The organism is Lachnoclostridium sp., assembly GCF_031997925.1.
GTDB lineage: Bacteria > Bacillota > Clostridia > Lachnospirales > Lachnospiraceae > Lachnoclostridium.
Genome location: NZ_DAMADT010000003.1, coordinates 167,015 through 186,676, shown reverse-complemented (window position 1 = coordinate 186,676; position 19,662 = coordinate 167,015). Strand labels below are relative to the sequence as shown.

Genomic DNA, 19,662 nt, shown 5'->3' with positions numbered 1-19,662 from the left:
TATTATATCATGTGTAAACTATAATAGCAAGTAGTATTTTTTCTATAAATTTCGAGAAAATTATTCTTAATTTTCTTGCTTGTATTACTGTGGGCTTGCCCACAAAATTGACAGAAGTTATGGTTGAATTGTACTAACTTCAACCTTCTTTCGCTACTTATTTATCTCTCCAGATAATTCTACCCTTCGTTAAATCGTATGGGGACAACTCTAAAGTTACCTTATCACCAGGCACAATTTTAATGAAGTTCATTCTAAGCTTTCCACTGATATGGGCCAACACTCTGTGTCCGTTCTCAAGTTCTACTGAAAACATTGCGTTTGGTAGTTTCTCAATTACGGTTCCTTCAATTTCTACAACATCGGTCTTTGACATCCTAACCTCCATTCTGGCTATTTAGCGCCAAATTATAACGATGGTATATTTGCTAGTTAGCAAAAATTACTACCATCTCAGTGACAATATTTCCGGTTCTCCGGTTGTTATTACGATTGTATTTTCATAGTGCGCGGACAGACTTCCGTCCTGAGTCGCTATCGTCCAATCATCTTCTAAGCACCACACTTCATGGCTTCCTGCATTCACCATTGGTTCAATAGCAAGAGTCATACCAGGCTCCAACCGAATACCCCTTCTCTTTTGTCTGAAGTTTGGTATCTGTGGATCCTCATGCATCTGTGTTCCTATTCCATGCCCCACTAGGTCTTTAACACAGGTAAATCCATGAGCGATTACATAGTCCTCAATAGCAGCAGAGATATCATGTAGATGATTACCTTCTTTTGCATATTTCATACCTTCAAAAAAGCTTTGCTTTGTAACATTAATCAGCAGTTCGGCCTCTTTCGACACATTTCCAACCGCTATGGTTCTCGCTGCGTCAGAATGATAGCCCTGATAGATAACTCCAGCATCTAGACTAACGATATCGCCTTCTTTTATAATGCGACTTTTCTTTGGAATTCCATGAACTACTTCATCATTTAATGATACACATACCGAAGCTGGATATCCATTATAATTTAGAAAGGATGGAGTACATCCAAAGGAACGTATTTTTTCTGTTGCTAGTTTATCAATATCGAGAGTAGAGATGCCAGGCTTTATCATTTGTTCCAGTGCATCGTGCACTTCGGCTAGAATTTTCCCAGCTTCTCTCATTAACTCTATTTCTTTTGCAGATTTAATTGTTACTGACATTCGTAATCTCCATTCTGTCACAAGCCTGCGAATTTGGGCGAAAGCTCAAATTCGTGATTCTGCTTCTTTTTCGTAACTCGCTATTTACTGTGCTACTTTCCCAAGAATGCCGATAATATCTTCGAATACTTCTAATGCGTCCTTCGTACCATCCACTTCCTCTAATAGCCCGAGTCCATGATAATAATTTATTAACGGTTGTGTCTGATTATGATATACGTTAAGACGTTTTGCTACCGTTTCTGGCTTATCGTCATCACGTATGATCAGCTCTCCTCCACAAGCATCACAGATGCCTTCCTTTTTGGTAGGAGTAAATACCACATGATAGGTTCCGCCGCATGATACACATGCTCTTCTTCCAGACATACGAGAAACAATTAATTCATCCGGAACTTCGATATTAATAGCATAATCAATTTGTTCTCCTACCTCTACCAGCGCTTTATTTAAAGCATCTGCCTGAGGAATTGTTCTTGGAAAACCATCCAATACATATCCATTCTTACAGTCATCCTGTGCAAAACGATCCATAACCATATCTAAAGTAATTTCATCTGGAACTAGTAACCCCTGGTCCATATACTCTTTCGCTTTTGCCCCGAGCTCCGTATTATTCTTAATATTTGCTCGAAAGATATCTCCTGTTGAAATATGTGGAATTTTGTACTTTTCTGCTATTTTTTTCGCTTGTGTTCCTTTCCCCGCTCCTGGAGCACCTAACATAATAATTTTCATGGTATTCATTATCCTCCTATTATTTAACAATAAAAAGCACGCTTGGCGAACTTTTTCCTTGTCATGAATAAACCAACGATAGGAGCTGAAGCAAAAGTGTCTTTTACTACAGCTCCTATGTTAGTAATACAATAGGTAACGACTTACCGTACATCCCTATTGCAATGCTTTACATTAGTCATTTAAGAAACCTTTATAATGACGAACGAGCATTTGTGATTCAACTTGCTTCATTGTCTCAAGTACTACACTGACTACGATGATTAATGATGTACCGCTAAAGGATACATGTGCATCAAACATACCAGAGAAGAAAATCGGGATAATCGCAACAATCATAAGACCAATTGCACCGATAAAGATAATGTAATTCAAAACCTTTGTTAAGTACTCAGTCGTTGGCTTACCTGGACGAATACCAGGAATGAAGCCACCCTGTTTCTTCATATTGTTTGCTACTTCCATTGGATTGAAAGTAATTGATGTATAGAAATAAGCAAAGAATACAATCAATGCCATATAAATAAGTACACCAACAGTATATTTAAATTCACCGTTTTTAATGCTAAACCAGTTTTGAGAGTTCAGCATGTATAATACCTTTGGCCAGAAGTAAGCTCTAGCTGGCTGAACACCAAAGAATGAAGCAATGATAATAGGGAACTGCATGATAGATACCGCAAAGATTACTGGGATAACACCAGCAGTGTTTACTTTTAACGGAATATGGGAGGATTGTCCACCCACCATTTTTCTACCCTGCACCTTCTTAGCATACTGTACAGCGATTTTTCTCTGTGCAGCATTAAGTAAGATAATTAATACAACAGATACTAGAATTACTGCTACGATGATGATACCGGCAGTTACACCCTTAACAACACTTTCTCCAATGATGAACTTCTGGATTAATCCATAGATATCAGTTGGCATATTAGCAACAATGTTAATTAACAGGATGACAGAGATACCATTACCTACACCCTTTTCAGTTATTCTTTCACCTAACCACATAAGAATTGCGGAACCAGCAGTGAAAGATGCAGTAATGACTACTATGTTAGTGAAGGTTAAACCACCCTCTAATGCACCTGAACCACTAAAGCCTATAACCATAGCTACAGATTCAATAATAGCTAGTCCGATAGTAACATATCTAGAAATCTCTGCGATTTTCTTTCTTCCAGATTCTCCATCCTTTTGCATCTCTTCAAGCTTAGGAATTGCAATTGTTAATAATTGCATGATAATCGAGGAAGTAATGTATGGTCCGATACCAAGAGCAAATAATGACATTCTAGTAAAGGAACCACCAGTAAAGGAATCTAGGAAACTAAGTCCACTACCGAAGTTGTTCTGTAACCAATTGGCGATTACCGCCTGGTTCACTCCCGGAACCGGGAGCTGTGAACCAAGACGTACGATAATCAAAACCATAAACGTAAATAAAAGCTTGTTTCTAATATCTTTAATCTTAAAGGCATTTCTGACCGTTTTAAGCATACTAGATCACCTCAGCATTTCCACCAAGAGCCTTAATCTTTTCGATCGCGCTTTCAGAGAAAGCTGAAACCTTAACATTAAGCTTCTTAGTTAATTCTCCGTTTCCAAGAATCTTTACTCCGTCTTTCGGATTGCTAATGATGCCAATTTCTCTAAGGCTTTCTACTGTTACGTCTGCACCATCTTCAAATCTATTTAACATGCTTACGTTAACTGAAATAATTTCTTTTGTATTTCTGTTCTTAAAACCTCTCTTAGGAAGTCTACGGTATAAAGGCATCTGACCACCTTCGAAACCAACTCTAGGAGCTCCTGAACGAGCTTTTTGGCCTTTATGACCTTTACCTGCAGTCTTACCATTTCCCGAACCGTGTCCACGTCCACGTCTGAAGTTTCCACTCTGTTTAGAACCGTCTGCTGGTCTTAAATCTGTTAAATTCATCGTGTGCACCTCCTTACTTATATTATTAAATCTCTTCTACCTTTACTAAATGCTTAACCTGCTTAAGCATACCTCTGGTAGCTGCATTGTCTGGAACTTCATTAGTACTATGAAGTTTTCCAAGACCAAGAGCGCTAACAGTTAACTTATGCTTAGGGATAGCACCGATAGTAGATTTTGTTAAAGTAATCTTTAATTTATTAGCCACTTTTAACACCTCCGCCTTTCTAACCCAACTGATCCACAGAAATACCGCGAAGTGCAGCTACTTCCTCAGGAGTCTTTAATTGGCGTAATCCTTCAATTGTTGCAAGAACTACGTTCTGCTTATTGTTGGAACCAAGTGATTTTGTACGAATGTTCTTGAATCCTGCAAGCTCTAATACGTTACGAGCAGGACCACCAGCGATAACACCAGTACCTGCAGGGCTACGTTTTAATAATACAGTAGCACTACCGAACTTACCGATGAAATCATGAGGTACACTACCATTCTCATCGATTGGTAATGAAATCATTTTTTTAATTGCATCTTCTTTTCCTTTACGAATAGCTTCAGGAATTTCAGTTGCCTTACCTAAGCCTGCACCGATATGACCGTTCTTGTCACCAACAACGACCAAAGCTGTAAAACGGAAGTTACGTCCACCTTTAACAACCTTTGTTACACGCTTAATAGTTACTACTTTATCTTCTAACTCTAATTGAGTAGCATCAACGATTGTACGTTTCATGTGTTCTCCTCCTTACTTAGAAATTAAGACCAGCTTCTCTAGCTGCTTCTGCTAATGCCTGAACTTTACCCTGATATATGAATCCGCCTCTATCAAAAACAACAGTTGTGATACCTTTTTCAAGAGCTTTCTTAGCGATTACAGTACCGAGCATTGCTGCTGCAGCAACATCGTTTGTCTTCTCAAGTTCTGCTTTTACACCTTTTTCAAGTGTGGAAGCTGCAACTAAGGTATTTCCTACTGTATCGTCAATGATCTGAGCGTACATATGGTTATTACTTCTAAACACAGCTAAACGTGGTCTTGAAGGAGTACCGGAGAAACGATTACGCATTCTATTGTGTTTTTTAATACGAACTTCTGATTTATTAACTTTGCTAACCATTATTATCTCTCCTCCCTTTACTTCTTACCAGTCTTACCAACTTTACGTCTGATCACTTCATCAGCATACTTGATTCCCTTGCCCTTATATGGTTCAGGTCTTCTCTTGTCTCTGATTTCAGCAGCATATTGGCCAACTTTTTCTTTATCGATACCTTTAACGGTGATTTTGTTCTGACCTTCAAGAACAGTTTCAACACCTTCTGGATCTTTCATAACTACTGGATGAGAATATCCAAGAGTTAATGTAAGCTCCTTACCGTTCTTTGCAGCTCTGTAACCAACACCGTTGATTTCGAGAACTTTCTGATAACCAGCTGTTACACCAGTTACCATATTAGCGATTAATGTTCTTGTAAGACCATGTAAAGATTTCATTCTCTTTAACTCGTTTGGTCTTGTAACAACAACTGTTTCGCCTTCTACTTTAATATCCATCTCTGCAGGTAACACTCTAACAAGTGTTCCCATAGGACCTTTTACAGTCACTTTATTATTTTCTGCAATTTCAACAGTAACGCCTGCTGGAACCGCGATTGGCATTCTTCCTATACGTGACATGCCCGTACCTCCTTAAATTTTAGTGAAATGTGAACCTTATTGATTCACAATTCAGACTCGTTTGACAGTCTAATCACTGTCCCCATAGAAAAGAGTATCTAATGGGATCAGGAAACCCGAAAAGACTTCTTTTCCGTGAAAGAAAATTCTAAACTTACAAACAGGTTATTTATTCTTTTGCTCATAGATTTCTCTACGAACGTTATAACGAATTGTCTCGTTATTTCCATTTTACTACATTCAGATATAAATTACCAGATGAATGCTAAAACTTCTCCGCCCACGTTAGTATTTCTTGCCTCTTTATCAGTAAGAACACCTTTGTTTGTGGAGATAATTGCTACACCTAAACCACCAAGTACTCTTGGAAGTTCTGTGCTGTTAGCATAAACACGAAGACCTGGCTTGGAAATTCTCTTAAGACCAGTAATAACCTTCTCATTCTTGTCTTTACCGTACTTTAATGTGATGTGGATTGTCTTGAAGCTACCAACTTCTTCAATCTCAAAGCTCTTGATGTAACCTTCCTTTAAGAGGATTTCAGCAATAGCAATTTTCATCTTAGAAGCAGGTACATCTACTGTATCATGTTTCGCAGTATTTGCATTACGAATTCTTGTAAGCATATCTGCAATTGGATCGCTCATTGTCATTTAAATTTGCCTCCTTTCTTAAACTACCAGCTTGCTTTTTTAACACCTGGTATTTGTCCCTTGTATGCTAACTCACGGAAGCAAATTCTGCAGATTCCGTATTTTCTTAAGTAAGCATGAGGACGGCCACAGATTCTACAACGATTGTATTCTCTCGATGAGAATTTCTGTGTCTTCTGCTGCTTTATTTTCATTGACGTTTTAGCCATGGAATTCCCTCCTTAACTATTTGCTAAATGGCATACCGAATAATGTCAGTAATTCACGAGCTTCTTCATCGGTCTTGGCAGTTGTTACGAAAATAACATCCATACCACGAACCTTATCTACCTTATCATATTCGATTTCAGGGAAGATTAATTGCTCTTTTACACCGAGTGCATAATTACCTCTACCATCGAATGCATTTGGATTAACTCCTCTAAAGTCACGAACTCGAGGGAGTGCTAAGTTAATTAAACGATCAGCGAATTCATACATCTTTTCGCCTCTTAAAGTAACTTTACATCCAATAGCCACGCCTTCTCTGAGCTTAAAGTTAGCAACTGACTTTCTTGCTTTTGTTATAACTGCCTTCTGACCAGCGATAATCTCCATATCTTTGATAGCTGTTTCAAGAGCTTTCGCATTGTCTTTCGCTTCACCAACACCCATGTTGATAACGATTTTATTAAGCTTTGGAATCTGCATTTCGTTCTTGTAACCGAACTTCTTCTGCATACCAGCCATAATTTCATTCTTGTAAATTTCTTTTAAACGAGTCAACTGAAATGACCTCCTCTCTTAGAATTAGTCAATAATATCTCCTGTTGCCTTAGCAACACGTACCTTCTTCTGGCCATTCTTACCTTCAACGGTAGTAAAGCCGATTCTGGTTGTTTTACCTTTATGCACGTACATTACGTTAGATGCATCGATAGGTGCTTCCTGATGGATGATTCCACCCTTTGGATTAGCCTGAGATGCCTTGCTGTGCTTGGTAATTGTATTTACACCTTCTACTAAAACTTTGCCATTGGAAGCGGAAATTACTTTTCCTTCTTTTCCCTTGTCTTTACCAGCGATAACCTTAACGCTATCGCCCTTTTTAATCTTTGTAGTTGCCATGCGTCGACACCTCCCTATAATACTTCTGGTGCTAATGAAACGATTTTCATGAATTGCTTTTCTCTCAATTCTCTAGCTACTGGTCCAAAGATACGAGTTCCCTTAGGGTTCTTGTCGTCTTTGATGATTACGGCAGCGTTCTCGTCGAATCTGATATAGGAACCATCCTTACGGCGTGCTCCCTTTACAGTACGAACAACAACAGCCTTAACAACATCACCTTTCTTAACAACTCCGCCTGGTGTTGCATCTTTAACGGAAGCAACGATGATGTCACCGATATTCGCATATCTTCTGGTTGAACCGCCCATAACGCGGATACATAATAATTCTTTTGCACCGCTATTGTCGGCAACCTTAAGTCTGGATTCTGATTGTATCATGTCCGATACTCCTTTCTCAATTTAAGAGTAACAATTTTACAAGCCGATCTTGTAAACGAATTATTTTGCCTTCTCAATAATTTCAACAAGTCTCCATCTCTTATCTTTAGATAATGGTCTTGTCTCCATAACTTTTACTCTATCACCAATCTGGCATTCGTTGTTCTCATCATGAGCTTTTAACTTAGTAGTTCTCTTTACAATTTTACCATAAAGAGGATGCTTTACGTTATCTACTACTGCAACAACGATTGTCTTATCCATCTTATCACTTACTACCTTACCGGTACGTGTTTTTCTGAGATTTCTTTCTACCACAGCAATACTCCTTTCTATAACCCTCACCTATTATCTAGCTAAGGTTTATTCGTCACTGTCTATAATTAGTTAGCAGCCTTTGCTTTCTGTGAGATCACAGTCTGAATTCTTGCGATGTTCTTTCTAACATCTTTAATTCTGCTTGTGTTATCTAACTGATTTGTTGCGTTCTGGAATCTTAAGTTGAAAAGTTCCTTCTTAGCAGCTACTAATGTCTCATTCAACTCTGTAGTTGATTTAACTTGTAATTCTTCTACATACTTATTAGTTTTCACTGCCCGCACCTCCTTCTAAATCTGCGCGAGAAACGATCTTGCACTTAACCGGTAATTTGTGAGTAGCAAGACGAAGAGCTTCTCTAGCAGTTTCTTCTGCCACGCCAGAAATTTCGAACATTACACGACCTGGCTTAACTACAGCTACCCAATATTCTAAAGAACCTTTACCGGAACCCATACGAGTTTCTGCTGGTTTTGTTGTTACAGGTTTATCAGGGAAAATCTTAATCCAAACTTTACCACCACGTTTGATGTAACGTGTCATCGCGATACGGGCAGCTTCAATCTGGTTTGACTTAATCCATGCTGGTTCCATTGCTACGATACCGAACTCACCGTGGGAGATAGTGTTACCTCTCATAGCCTTTCCTGTCATACTGCCACGGAATTGCTTACGGCGCTTTACTCTCTTTGGCATTAACATTATTTATCTCTCCCTTCCTTTTTGTTTCCTTTTGTTGGAAGAACTTCACCGTGGTAGATCCAAGCTTTAACGCCTAATTTACCAAAAGTTGTATCTGCTTCTGCGAAACCGTAATCGATGTCTGCACGAAGTGTCTGTAGTGGAATAGTACCATCACTATAGAACTCAGTACGAGCCATATCTGCTCCGCCAAGACGACCGGAAACTGATGTCTTAATACCCTTTGCACCAGACTTCATAGTTCTGGACATAGTGGATTTCATTGCTCTTCTGAAAGAAATACGGTTCTCAAGCTGAGCTGCAATGCTTTCTGCTACTAACTGTGCACATACATCTGGCTTCTTGATTTCCTTGATTTCAAGGTTTAATTTCTTTGTTGTGTACTGAGCAATTTCAACCTTTAATTTCTCGATCTCAGCTCCAGCTTTACCAATTACTACACCTGGCTTAGCTGTGTGGATAATAATTTTTAATTTATCGGAAGCGCGCTCAATTTCGATCTTAGCAACGCCTGCACTGTATAACTTCTTTTTTAAGTAGGTTCTGATATTATAGTCTTCTACTAAGTTATCTGCAAAATCTGCTTCCGCATACCATCTTGAGTCCCAGTCATTGATAACTCCGACTCTTAAGCCATGAGGATTAACTTTTTGTCCCATGATTGCCCTCCTTATCTTTCATTAAGCACGATTGTGATATGACTTAATCTCTTTAAGATTCTGTAAGCTCTACCCTGTGCTCTTGGTTTGATTCTCTTCATTGTAGGTGCGGAACCTGCGTAACACTCCTCAATGTAAAGTTTGGATACGTCCATACCATTGTTGTTCTCAGCGTTTGCGATCGCTGATTTTAATAATTTCTCTATTAAAGTTGAAGCATATCTTGGGTTGTATGCTAAAATACCAAGTGCTGTCTGTACATCCTTGCCTCTGACTGCATCAAGAACGAAACATGCCTTCTGAACGGAAACTCTAGCGTAAGATAACTTTGCGCTTGGTCTTGTGTCCTTATTCGCATTTCTTTCTCTCTTAATTTGGGATCTATGTCCTCTTGCCATGGATGATACCTCCTTTCAAAATTTAACGGCTCTCCGTTACTTCTCTTCCTGCAGAAGTATCGTTATAACACTCTGCTACTTCTTTTTTAAAGTGATTCACAAAAAGTTAAGGGGAAAGATACTTCTTAGCCCTACACTCTTCGATCTTCACCAATCTATTTTTTAAAGTTCGTACGAGTATCGCCACTGCGAACTTCTTTCAAGAAAGTAATTTTAAAAATTACTTTCTTGACTTCTTCTCGTCCTTACCATGTCCACGGAAAGTTCTTGTTGCAACAAACTCACCAAGTTTGTGACCTACCATATCCTCAGTAACATATACTGGAACATGTCTTCTTCCATCATGAACAGCGATTGTATGAGAAACCATCTGTGGGAATATTGTAGAACGACGTGACCAAGTTTTGATAACAGTTTTGTTACCAGCTTTATTCATGTCATCTACCTTCTTAAGTAAATGGTCATCTGCAAATGGTCCCTTCTTTAATGAACGTGCCATATAGGTTCAACCTCCTTTTTACTTCGATAATGCCTTACCGTCTCTTCTTCTCATGATCAACTTGTTAGACTGCTTATTCTTCTTACGAGTCTTAAGACCAAGTGCTGGTTTACCCCAAGGAGTAACAGGGCCCGGACGACCGATACCTGTCTTACCTTCACCACCACCATGTGGATGGTCATTAGGGTTCATTACAGAACCACGAACGGTAGGTCTAATACCCATATGACGTACACGACCAGCTTTACCGATTGTTATTAACTCATGATCAATATTACCAACCTGACCGATTGTTGCACGGCAGCCAATTGGTACCATTCTCATTTCGCCAGATGGTAATCTAAGTGTTGCATACTTACCTTCTTTAGCCATTAACTGAGCAGAGTTACCTGCAGAACGAACTAACTGTCCACCCTTACCAGGATATAACTCAATGTTGTGAATCTGAGAACCTACTGGGATGTTAGCAAGTGGTAAGCAGTTACCAACCTTAATTTCAGCAGTTGCTCCGTTCATAACTGACTGGCCAACCTGTAAACCGTTTGGTGCTAAGATATATGCTTTCTCACCGTCTGCATAGCAGATAAGTGCGATATTTGCTGTTCTGTTTGGATCGTATTCAATTGTCTTAACAACAGCTGGAATACCATCTTTCTTTCTCTTAAAGTCGATGACTCTGTATTTTCTTCTAGAACCACCACCTTGGTGTCTTACTGTAATCTTTCCTTGATTGTTACGACCAGCATTCTTCTTTAAAGAAACCACTAAGGATTTCTCAGGTGTAGAGGTTGTAACCTCTGCAAAATCGGAGCCAGTCATATGTCTTCTGGAAGGTGTATATGGGTTAAAGGTTTTAATTCCCATGGTACTATCTCCTTTCGTTACGCTCCATACGCAATAGTTATTTTCAACAAGCAACGACTTCTTGTTGAATTTATCAGCAGCTTTTATCACTGCTATAGGATGCAAAAACATTTAATTGCAATGCCCTTGCTTATCTGCGTTTATCATCACATAATAGCTTCAGCTATTTGCTTTAACTATTTTACAGCGTTATGCTGCCTGCTGTATTCCTACAGACCTGTGAAAATTTCGATTTCAGCACTCTCAGCTGTTAACTGAACGATTGCTTTCTTAGTCTTAGAAGTTTTACCAGATGTGTTTCCACGTCTGCGGTTCTTACCCTCTAAATTCATTGTGTTTACGCTTGCTACCTTAGTGCCGGCAAACATCTTCTCTACAGCCTCTTTAATCTGAGTCTTAGTAGCTTCTGGATGAACGGAGAAGGAATACTTCTTTTCGCTCATAGAATTCATGCTTTTCTCAGTTACGATTGGCTTGAGTATAACATCATAATATTTTAAATTTGCCATTATGCGTACACCTCCTCAATCTGTGCCACTGCATCCTTGGTAATTACTAAAGTATCATACTTTACAATGTCATATACATTGATAGCGTTTGATGTTGCTGTTCTTACCGTTGGAATGTTTCTTGCAGAAAGGATTACATTGTCATCCTTCTTATCAAGAACTACTAATGCTTTGTTAACTTTTAAGTTTTCAAGTACAGCCTTGAACTTCTTTGTCTTAATTTCATCCATGTTCATGGAATCTAATACGATTAACTTCTGAGCTTCAACTCTGGATGTTAATGCAGATTTGATAGCTAAAGCTTTCTCTTTTCTGTTCATCTTGAAAGAGTAATCTCTTGGCTTTGGAGCAAATACAACGCCGCCGCCTTTCCATTGTGGAGATCTTGTCGAACCCTGTCTTGCATGGCCAGTTCCCTTCTGTCTCCAAGGCTTTCTTCCGCCACCGCTCACTTCTGCGCGAGTCTTTGCGCTCTGTGTGCCCTGACGCTTGTTAGCAAGTTGGCTAACTACAGCCATGTGCATTAAATGCTCATTTACTTCTACTCCAAAGATAGCATCGTTAAGTTCTAATGAACCAACTTCTTTACCTTCTATATTATAAACCTTTACATTTGCCATTCTAGTGTTCCTCCTTTCTTAAAGCTTTCTACTTACCGCTCTTAACTGTTTCCTTTAACATTATCATAGCTTTCTTTGGTCCTGGTACAGCACCTTTAACTAAGATAAGGTTATTTTCAACGTCAATTTTAACTACTTCAAGGTTCTGCACAGTAACCTTTACGTTACCCATATGACCAGGCATGTGCTTTCCTTTGAATACACGACCAGGTGTTGTAGCAGCACCGTTAGAACCAGCATGTCTGTGGAACTTGGAACCGTGACCCATAGGTCCTCTGGATAATCCGTGGCGCTTAATAGCACCCTGGAATCCCTTACCCTTAGAAGTTCCAGTAGCATCAATCTTATCACCTGCTGTGAAGATGTCTGCCTTAATTTCCTGACCTACAGTGTAGTCTGCAGCGTTTTCGAATCTAAACTCTTTAAGAAATCTTTTATTTGCAACACCTGCTTTTGCAAAGTGTCCCTTTTGTGGCTTGTTAACAAGTGTTTCTCTGATGTCACCGAAGCCAACCTGTACTGCTGCGTATCCATCGTTATCTACAGTTTTAACCTGAGTAACTGCACATGGACCAGCCTGCAATACTGTTACTGGAGTTAAAACTCCATTTTCATTGAAGATTTGAGTCATACCAATCTTCGTAGCTAATATTGCTTTCTTCATTACTTTTACCTCCTGTTAATCTACAGCGGATTATGCTGCTTGCATAATCATCCTAGATGGTCTTATACCGGAAGTTTCCTAATATATAAACCCTAAGGATTATTACCTAAAATTTTGTTTGCATTAAGTTTTTAGCAAAGCTTTATTTTGCTTTCATCGAGATGAAACTTCTCATCTAGCAGGAAAACACTATTTTGCTTTCATCTTAATGTCAATGTACACACCTGCTGGCATCTCTAATCTAGATAATGCATCAACAGTTTTCTGTGTAGGAGCAATGATATCGATTAATCTCTTATGTGTTCTCTGCTCGAACTGTTCTCTGGAATCCTTGTACTTGTGTACCGCTCTAAGAACTGTAACTATTTCCTTCTTAGTAGGCAATGGAACTGGTCCACTCACCTTTGATCCTGTCTTCTTTACAGTTTCGATAATTTTTCCTGCAGACGCATCGATTAAATGATGATCATACGCCTTGAGAGTAATTCTCATAACTTGATTTGCCATAAAAAAAGCCGCCTCCTTTTCGCACTTCATTTCAGTACGACAAGTGGTGACTGTACACTCACCCGTGTGTTTCATACTTGTCGGAAATATATAACCTAAGACACAACCCGTCCTAGGTGTCAATAAAAATCGCTTCATCCCGAAAAGCCTTCGTTTCAACACGGTTTATCTGCCCGTAGCAGAATTATATTCTTGTACAGTGACTTGTCGCCAGTTTCATAACATGACATTCGCTCCACGGAAAACCTGTATCAATTGATACAGCAACCTCACGTTTCTACGCTATCATCGTCACAACAGTAGTTATTATATAATAGAACAAAAATATTTGCAAGTATTTTTTTATTTTTTCTTTCTAGTAAATTTTTTCCTTTATTTGTGTTGGAATTCCTTTATTCATTTCATGTACATTGTCTAATTTTCTCTGATCAGCCTATCACGATTAGCCTATCCTGATTAGTCTATCCCGACTAGTTTCTTCCTATTAATATAAGTACCTGCCATTCTTCCTATTAAAACATGTATCAGTCATTCTTCCATATTAATGTTAATATTATTCAATATAATCTTCTTCCTTATTATAATACTAACATCCAGAATGATTATTTTATCCATTCATAATTCTACAATGAATTGATATTTCCTTTTACACATTGCAGTCATTTATATAGAACAAGTAGTAACCCCTATAACAATTTACTATATACGAGGAGAACGCACTATGGACACTTTTCCTTGCACAAAAAAAGAGATGAAAAAAATCATCTCTTTTTTTGTATCTAGAACCAATATCCCAATTCTTATACCGTAAACTTACGCATCGCATCCTTTAATTCTTCCGTACGTTGCTCTAATTCTTTGGTACCTTCCACAAGAGTTTTGGATAATCCTAACTGCATCTGAGCTGTGTTATTAACAATAGAAGAAGAAGCAGCGGTTTCCTCATAAACAGCTGATATACTTTCAATTGAATCTAAGGTCTTTTGTCTGTCTTCATTCATATTTTCAACATTTTCAATTACTTCTTTCAGATTTGTTAATAGACGATCTACACATTCACTCATGCTGTGGAATGCTTCCCTAGTTGTTTCTACAGACTTCACCTGAGATGTAACTTCTGTTTCTGCTTTTTGCGCTGTCTGTACTGTTGTTTCAGTTTTTGTCTTTATATCAACAACAACTTTTTGAATCTCTTGAGCGGCATTTACAGAACCTTCTGCTAGTTTACGTATTTCTTCAGCAACTACTGCAAATCCTCTTCCTGCATCACCAGCTCTAGCAGCTTCGATAGATGCATTTAATGATAGGAGATTTGTTTGGCTAGCAATATCATTTATAATTCCAATGAATTGCTCGATAGATGCAGACTGTTTTTGAAGAGCCTTAACATCAGTCATTACCTGTTGTGTTATTTCATTTGTTGTATTAGATTGTTTTGTTAACAAGGTCATTGTATCGATACCGTTTTGAATCATCACCTGCGTCTGATCGGCAAGCGTTTGAATTTCATTAACGTTATTATTTACAATGCCCATCTTATTTGATAACTCATCCATCTGGTTACAACATAATTGAGCTTCTTCTGCCTGTTGAGCAATTCCGATATCTATCTCATTGATTGCTGTCGTAATGTGCTCACTAGAATCGGTCATATCATTTGATGTTGCCGAAAGACTATCGGTGGCCTCTGTAACTAAATTTGTTACCTGAACAACTTTATGAATCAAATCTCTCGTGTTATTTACCATTTCCTTAACATTACCGGCAAGCATACCAAATTCATTGCTTGTATGGATGTCCATATCGACGGTTAAATCACCTTCCGATACTTTAATCAATTTTTTTGAAATACGAGAAATGCTCCTACCAATCATTATGGATATTAATCCACCCACGAGTACTGCAACAATGATAGCAATTAAAACAACACTAACTGTAACCCCTTTAATGTCAGAAGCACTTTTCATTACAGATGCTTTCGGTACTAATGCGCAAATAGAGAATCCTTTTGAACTACTCTTTGACATCATAAAGAGATAATCCTCTTTACCAACTTTTACATATGTGTTATAGTTGCCTTCATTTTTACCTATACCTTCTTTATAGTAATCAGTATCGCTAAAGGTAATAGCATCGCTTATCGCAGAAATTTCTCTACCATCATCCATTACAAAGGAAATATAACTTCCTTCTGCTAAGTCAATATCCTGTAAGAGTTGAACAACTTTTTTCTTACTTAAGTCGACTACGATATAACCATTCTTTGACTTAAACTGTCGGATATAGGAGCAAGCATAATTGTTATTGGAAGATTTTAATTCTTCATCAATCGTATCATGACCACCAACCCAAGTTGCCTGAGCTTTTGATTCTGTCATTATAGCGGCGTCTGTATCCTTCATGGCGTCACTAAACCCTATGACTCCCCTTGTTTTCGTGGATAATACTTTTGCATGATCTTTTGGTATGATATGTATATCTTGAATAAATTCATTTGCTACCTGTGCTGCTGTTAACTGAGCATAAATAGCTTGTGTCAACTCATACAATCTTATTTGCTCTTCGTTTTTACTAGTAAACATATAACTTGTAACATTGTCATTTTGAGATTGCACGAAAGCCTCAGATTCTAGGGTACTCATTCCAACATCAATATAGTTTACCGCCATACCAATTGTTTTCGTTGCAGAATCTTCAAAGCTACTTATTAACCCATTCGAAGCTTTAACATAAGATATCACCCCAAGTATTATGACAAATAAAATCGGTACAGTGAAGCCAATAAGCATTTGTGTTCTAATACTAGCAATAACTTTAAAAAACTTACCATTCCTTACTTTACTAGGAACAATATTAGCATCACTTTCTATGCTTTCTTTCAGCACTTTCTTTAAATCTTTGTTCTTAAGGTTTTGTTTCTTTTTCGTTCTCTCTCTTTGTTCCCCATCTTTATTACGTTTTAATTTTTCACTCCATTTTTTCTTTTTTTCTTGTTTCATTTGTTCCATCATAGTCTCATCAAACTCAACATTTCCCTTCTTTGTTTTTCTGAGATTACCAAATAACTTTTTGTTCTTTCCATTCATCTGTTATTCGCACCCCCGTTGCTTTCGTTTCTACTCTAAGTGTCCTTAGGCTTTTTCTTATTCGACAATATAATTCCAAATGTTTTATAATTATACCACATCCTACCATCATATACAATAATTATAATGTCTCATATTATAAAACTTCACAATTTGCGTGCATGAATTCTATGGTTTAAGTGCAAAAACCAGAATTCAGAACTCTTTCTACAGTTTTTTTGTCATTCACTAATTTAAATTTATTAATAATTTATTAATAGCAAACAAAACCAAACTTTTTTTAATGACTAATCACAAATCCAAATAATACAACATAACATACAACAATAAAGAATTATAAAAACATGGCTTTTCATAAAAAAGATCCGTTCCTACAGAAAGCCATGTATATTATTTTCTCCATCATGAAAAAAGGCAATCAAAATATCCAAAAATTTATCTTTCCTGGATAATTTGATTTGCCTTTGACTAACTATTACTTTAAGAAATCTTCTCTTATTGGATTAAATACATCAACTAAGACGCCTTCTTCTAACGCTGTTACTCCATGAACAGCATCACTTGGCATATAAACACTATCTCCTTGCTTTACAACTTTGGTTTCTCCATCGATTGTAAATTCAAAACTTCCTTTTGCAATATAAGTAATTTGAAGATGTTTATGGGAATGAAAGTATCCTTTCGCACCCTTTTCAAATGTGATTTCACACATCATTAAATCATCAGAATAACTTAAAATTTTTCTTGTTACTCCTGGTTCACAATCCGTAGCTACGACATCTTTATTAAATGTAAACATATCTCTCTTCCTTTCGAACTTCCCTTTTTTCTAGGTATGATTATTCTCCAGTATAACACTTCTCTTTTTTTGCTTACCACTAATATTTTATGATTTCATGTATCTTTTACTTTATTTTCACACTATTTATTATGACTTTAATCTATCTTATACTTTATTTTCACACTAATATTTTGTGATTTCATGTATCTTTTACTTTATTTTTACAGACCATTTGATTTTACTATCTACATAAGCTTTTTCATGAGAAAGAAAGGTTCTTTTTAGTCTTCCCATCGACCTGAAGCACCACATGGTAATACTAAGCCCGTCGATGTTACCGGAAGTCCAATTTCCTCAGCATTTACGGTACCACCGAATTTCTTTTGTAACTCAATTCCTAGCATATAAGCTAATACCGCTGGTTGAAGCCCTGTTGTATAGGAATTTATCAAATAAAATAACGGTTTTTCTGTTAATACTTCAGTACACAGCTTTACAAATGGATGAATACTCTCTTCGATCTTCCATATCTCACCCTTTGGGCCTCTTCCATAAGAAGGGGGGTCCATAATGATGGCGTCATAATGATTTCCTCGACGTATTTCTCTTTCTACAAATTTAACGCAATCATCCACAATATATCGAATTGGGGCATCTCCTAATCCTGAGGATTCCGCATTTTCTTTCGCCCAAGTAACCATACCTTTGGAAGCATCTACATGAGTAACATTTGCTCCTGCTTTTGCTGCCGCTAACGTAGCACCTCCAGTATAGGCAAATAAATTTAATACTTTTATCTCTCGGTTCGGATTTTTTTCTTTCGCTTTTCTTATTTTATCACCAAACCAATCCCAATTGGTCGCTTGCTCAGGAAACAATCCGGTATGCTTAAAACTAAATGGTTGTAAGTTAAAGGTTAATTCTTTATAGCGAATCTGCCATTGTTTTGGCAAATCAATAAACTCCCATTCACCGCCACCTTTGTTACTTCTATGGTAGTGTGCATTTTTGATTTTCCAGCCACGTTCTTCTTTTTTAGTATCCCAGATTACTTGAGGATCGGGACGAACTAATATATACTTTCCCCAGCGTTCTAACTTTTCACCGTTAGAAGCATCAATCACCTCATAATCTTTCCATCCGTCTGCAATCCACATAAATTCCTCCAACTCTTAGTATCTCATCTACTAATGGTTTATTTCTATCAAACATACTTTTTAAGTATCCTATACAATCAGCGTTTCCAATATCTTAATCTCCTAATCATAAGAAGCAACATCCATTGCATATCACATCTTCCCGAAGTGTCTTCGCCTTCAAGATAAAGTCTATGGAGTAACATTTCCCATAAATTAATATCTTAAGATAATCAGGACTTAGAATTACTTTTATAACATATAGATTATATAGTACTTTCCTACACGGTGCAAGTTAAACAAGAATTTTTTATCCTAATGAAATTTTAAACATTCTGAACTTATTATAAGTATTCTTGTCTTATTTTAACTTGACGTTTATTGGTTAAAATACTAAACTATTAGATAACAGGAGAAAAGGTAAAACTTCCTTTCCTTTGTTAAACAAGAGAGCTTTTATAGAGTCTCACTTGTCATGAATAAAATTATCATAATAAGTGGAGGTACATACTATGGGTATATTAACACGTTTTAAGGATATTATGTCCGCAAATATCAATGCACTTTTAGACAAAGCAGAAAATCCTGAGAAAATGATAGATCAATGTCTTCGTAATTTAAATGAGGATTTAGGTAAGGTAAAATCCGAAACTGCTGCCATTATGGCAGAGGAAGCTAGAGCAAAAAGAGCATTGGATGAATGTAATGAAGACATTACCAAGATGCAGACTTATGCTATCAAAGCTTTGGAAGCAAACAATGAAACAGATGCTAGAAAGTTCTTAGAGCAAAAGGTATCCTTAACAAATAAGTCAGCAGGATTACAACAAGCTTATGACCTTGCTCATACCAACGCAACTAACATGAAAGCAATGCATGATAAGTTAGTAAGAGATATTAACGAGCTTGAGTCTCGTAAAGATATGATTAAAGGTAAGCTTGCTGTTGCTAAGACACAGGAACGTATCAATAAGATGGGTTCTTCCGTGGATAGTGCTAATAATTCTATGGCCAGCTTTGCTAGGTTTGAGGAGCTTGCAAATAAAAAACTTGATGAAGCAAATGCAATGGCGGAATTAAATAACTCCTCACCAGAGAATACCATTAAAGATTTAGCTGCAAAGTACAATTCCTCTAGCCCTGATATCGAGAATGAATTGGCAGCTTTAAAGCAAAGCCTAGGAAAATAATTCCAAGTAATTGCTGCCACAAA

29 protein-coding genes are annotated in these 19,662 nt (G+C 37.4%); 1 reads left to right on the top strand and 28 read right to left on the bottom strand.

Features of this window, described 5'->3' with window-relative positions:
- Nucleotides 1–157 precede the first annotated feature (157 nt).
- The 28 genes from infA to RTP52_RS03700 all read right to left on the bottom strand — a co-directional run bounded on the left by infA (nucleotide 158) and on the right by RTP52_RS03700 (nucleotide 18,470).
- Nucleotides 158–376: a translation initiation factor IF-1 gene (gene infA / locus RTP52_RS03835; protein WP_012201639.1), complete on the bottom strand. Its 219-nt coding sequence runs from the start codon at nucleotides 374–376 to the stop codon at nucleotides 158–160.
- 69 nt (nucleotides 377–445) lie between these two features.
- Entirely contained in the window at nucleotides 446–1,201 is a 756-nt protein-coding gene (gene map, locus RTP52_RS03830) for a type I methionyl aminopeptidase (RefSeq protein WP_312369304.1), read from the bottom strand.
- An 84-nt stretch (nucleotides 1,202–1,285) separates the two neighbouring features.
- Entirely contained in the window at nucleotides 1,286–1,939 is a 654-nt protein-coding gene (locus tag RTP52_RS03825; protein WP_312100826.1) for an adenylate kinase, read from the bottom strand.
- Between the two features lie 174 nt (nucleotides 1,940–2,113).
- Entirely contained in the window at nucleotides 2,114–3,442 is a 1,329-nt protein-coding gene (gene secY, locus RTP52_RS03820) for a preprotein translocase subunit SecY (RefSeq protein ID WP_312100824.1), read from the bottom strand.
- A gap of 1 nt (nucleotide 3,443) precedes the next feature.
- Nucleotides 3,444–3,884, bottom strand: a complete 441-nt coding sequence (gene rplO, locus RTP52_RS03815; RefSeq protein ID WP_029503017.1) for a 50S ribosomal protein L15 — start codon at nucleotides 3,882–3,884, stop codon at nucleotides 3,444–3,446.
- Nucleotides 3,885–3,909: 25 nt separating this feature from the next.
- Nucleotides 3,910–4,092 carry a 50S ribosomal protein L30 gene (rpmD, locus tag RTP52_RS03810; RefSeq protein WP_312100821.1) on the bottom strand — a complete coding sequence of 61 codons (183 nt, stop codon included), beginning with the start codon at nucleotides 4,090–4,092 and terminating at the stop codon, nucleotides 3,910–3,912.
- 19 nt (nucleotides 4,093–4,111) lie between these two features.
- The gene (gene rpsE, locus RTP52_RS03805) at nucleotides 4,112–4,618 is read right to left on the bottom strand and encodes a 30S ribosomal protein S5 (RefSeq protein ID WP_312100818.1); all 507 of its coding nucleotides are present in this window, start codon (nucleotides 4,616–4,618) and stop codon (nucleotides 4,112–4,114) included.
- Between the two features lie 16 nt (nucleotides 4,619–4,634).
- Complete coding sequence (gene rplR, locus RTP52_RS03800) at nucleotides 4,635–5,003, bottom strand: 50S ribosomal protein L18 (RefSeq protein WP_312100815.1); 369 nt, start codon at nucleotides 5,001–5,003, stop codon at nucleotides 4,635–4,637.
- Nucleotides 5,004–5,020: 17 nt separating this feature from the next.
- Nucleotides 5,021–5,563, bottom strand: coding sequence for a 50S ribosomal protein L6 (gene rplF, locus RTP52_RS03795; RefSeq protein ID WP_312100813.1), 543 nt, complete (start codon nucleotides 5,561–5,563; stop codon nucleotides 5,021–5,023).
- 251 nt (nucleotides 5,564–5,814) lie between these two features.
- Complete coding sequence (gene rpsH / locus RTP52_RS03790) at nucleotides 5,815–6,216, bottom strand: 30S ribosomal protein S8 (RefSeq protein ID WP_312100811.1); 402 nt, start codon at nucleotides 6,214–6,216, stop codon at nucleotides 5,815–5,817.
- A gap of 23 nt (nucleotides 6,217–6,239) precedes the next feature.
- Nucleotides 6,240–6,425 carry a type Z 30S ribosomal protein S14 gene (locus tag RTP52_RS03785; RefSeq protein WP_312100809.1) on the bottom strand — a complete coding sequence of 62 codons (186 nt, stop codon included), beginning with the start codon at nucleotides 6,423–6,425 and terminating at the stop codon, nucleotides 6,240–6,242.
- A 16-nt stretch (nucleotides 6,426–6,441) separates the two neighbouring features.
- Nucleotides 6,442–6,981: a 50S ribosomal protein L5 gene (rplE, locus tag RTP52_RS03780; protein ID WP_312100806.1), complete on the bottom strand. Its 540-nt coding sequence runs from the start codon at nucleotides 6,979–6,981 to the stop codon at nucleotides 6,442–6,444.
- A 24-nt stretch (nucleotides 6,982–7,005) separates the two neighbouring features.
- Nucleotides 7,006–7,323, bottom strand: coding sequence for a 50S ribosomal protein L24 (rplX, locus tag RTP52_RS03775; protein WP_312100803.1), 318 nt, complete (start codon nucleotides 7,321–7,323; stop codon nucleotides 7,006–7,008).
- Between the two features lie 14 nt (nucleotides 7,324–7,337).
- On the bottom strand, nucleotides 7,338–7,706 hold the full coding sequence (gene rplN, locus RTP52_RS03770; protein ID WP_012201652.1) for a 50S ribosomal protein L14: 369 nt from the start codon (nucleotides 7,704–7,706) through the stop codon (nucleotides 7,338–7,340).
- A gap of 60 nt (nucleotides 7,707–7,766) precedes the next feature.
- On the bottom strand, nucleotides 7,767–8,024 hold the full coding sequence (gene rpsQ, locus RTP52_RS03765) for a 30S ribosomal protein S17 (RefSeq protein WP_312100799.1): 258 nt from the start codon (nucleotides 8,022–8,024) through the stop codon (nucleotides 7,767–7,769).
- A gap of 65 nt (nucleotides 8,025–8,089) precedes the next feature.
- The gene (rpmC, locus tag RTP52_RS03760; RefSeq protein WP_312100796.1) at nucleotides 8,090–8,299 is read right to left on the bottom strand and encodes a 50S ribosomal protein L29; all 210 of its coding nucleotides are present in this window, start codon (nucleotides 8,297–8,299) and stop codon (nucleotides 8,090–8,092) included.
- Nucleotides 8,289–8,726 carry a 50S ribosomal protein L16 gene (gene rplP / locus RTP52_RS03755; protein WP_312100794.1) on the bottom strand — a complete coding sequence of 146 codons (438 nt, stop codon included), beginning with the start codon at nucleotides 8,724–8,726 and terminating at the stop codon, nucleotides 8,289–8,291. The genes rpmC and rplP overlap by 11 nt, the downstream gene beginning before the upstream one ends.
- Nucleotides 8,726–9,385: a 30S ribosomal protein S3 gene (rpsC, locus tag RTP52_RS03750; RefSeq protein ID WP_312100791.1), complete on the bottom strand. Its 660-nt coding sequence runs from the start codon at nucleotides 9,383–9,385 to the stop codon at nucleotides 8,726–8,728. Before rpsC ends, rplP begins: the two co-directional genes overlap by 1 nt.
- Before the next feature lie 11 nt (nucleotides 9,386–9,396).
- Complete coding sequence (rplV, locus tag RTP52_RS03745) at nucleotides 9,397–9,783, bottom strand: 50S ribosomal protein L22 (RefSeq protein WP_312100788.1); 387 nt, start codon at nucleotides 9,781–9,783, stop codon at nucleotides 9,397–9,399.
- A 220-nt stretch (nucleotides 9,784–10,003) separates the two neighbouring features.
- Nucleotides 10,004–10,282, bottom strand: a complete 279-nt coding sequence (gene rpsS / locus RTP52_RS03740; RefSeq protein WP_029503003.1) for a 30S ribosomal protein S19 — start codon at nucleotides 10,280–10,282, stop codon at nucleotides 10,004–10,006.
- Between the two features lie 18 nt (nucleotides 10,283–10,300).
- Nucleotides 10,301–11,146, bottom strand: coding sequence for a 50S ribosomal protein L2 (gene rplB, locus RTP52_RS03735; RefSeq protein WP_312100784.1), 846 nt, complete (start codon nucleotides 11,144–11,146; stop codon nucleotides 10,301–10,303).
- Nucleotides 11,147–11,355: 209 nt separating this feature from the next.
- Nucleotides 11,356–11,655 carry a 50S ribosomal protein L23 gene (gene rplW / locus RTP52_RS03730; RefSeq protein WP_312100782.1) on the bottom strand — a complete coding sequence of 100 codons (300 nt, stop codon included), beginning with the start codon at nucleotides 11,653–11,655 and terminating at the stop codon, nucleotides 11,356–11,358.
- Nucleotides 11,655–12,275, bottom strand: coding sequence for a 50S ribosomal protein L4 (gene rplD / locus RTP52_RS03725; protein ID WP_312100779.1), 621 nt, complete (start codon nucleotides 12,273–12,275; stop codon nucleotides 11,655–11,657). Before rplD ends, rplW begins: the two co-directional genes overlap by 1 nt.
- Nucleotides 12,276–12,303: 28 nt before the next feature.
- Nucleotides 12,304–12,939, bottom strand: a complete 636-nt coding sequence (gene rplC / locus RTP52_RS03720; protein WP_312100776.1) for a 50S ribosomal protein L3 — start codon at nucleotides 12,937–12,939, stop codon at nucleotides 12,304–12,306.
- Nucleotides 12,940–13,128: 189 nt separating this feature from the next.
- Nucleotides 13,129–13,446: a 30S ribosomal protein S10 gene (gene rpsJ / locus RTP52_RS03715; protein ID WP_012201663.1), complete on the bottom strand. Its 318-nt coding sequence runs from the start codon at nucleotides 13,444–13,446 to the stop codon at nucleotides 13,129–13,131.
- Between the two features lie 800 nt (nucleotides 13,447–14,246).
- On the bottom strand, nucleotides 14,247–16,532 hold the full coding sequence (locus tag RTP52_RS03710) for a methyl-accepting chemotaxis protein (RefSeq protein ID WP_312100770.1): 2,286 nt from the start codon (nucleotides 16,530–16,532) through the stop codon (nucleotides 14,247–14,249).
- A gap of 475 nt (nucleotides 16,533–17,007) precedes the next feature.
- Nucleotides 17,008–17,331 (bottom strand): cupin domain-containing protein, encoded by a 324-nt coding sequence (locus tag RTP52_RS03705; protein ID WP_312369298.1) that lies wholly within the window; start codon nucleotides 17,329–17,331, stop codon nucleotides 17,008–17,010.
- Between the two features lie 263 nt (nucleotides 17,332–17,594).
- Nucleotides 17,595–18,470 carry a class I SAM-dependent methyltransferase gene (locus tag RTP52_RS03700; RefSeq protein ID WP_312369297.1) on the bottom strand — a complete coding sequence of 292 codons (876 nt, stop codon included), beginning with the start codon at nucleotides 18,468–18,470 and terminating at the stop codon, nucleotides 17,595–17,597.
- A 491-nt stretch (nucleotides 18,471–18,961) separates the two neighbouring features.
- Here RTP52_RS03700 and RTP52_RS03695 point away from each other — a divergent pair, with 491 nt between their 5' ends.
- A complete protein-coding gene (locus tag RTP52_RS03695; RefSeq protein ID WP_312100763.1) occupies nucleotides 18,962–19,639 on the top strand; it encodes a PspA/IM30 family protein in 678 nt (225 codons plus the stop codon).
- The last annotated feature ends 23 nt before the right edge of the window (nucleotides 19,640–19,662 follow it).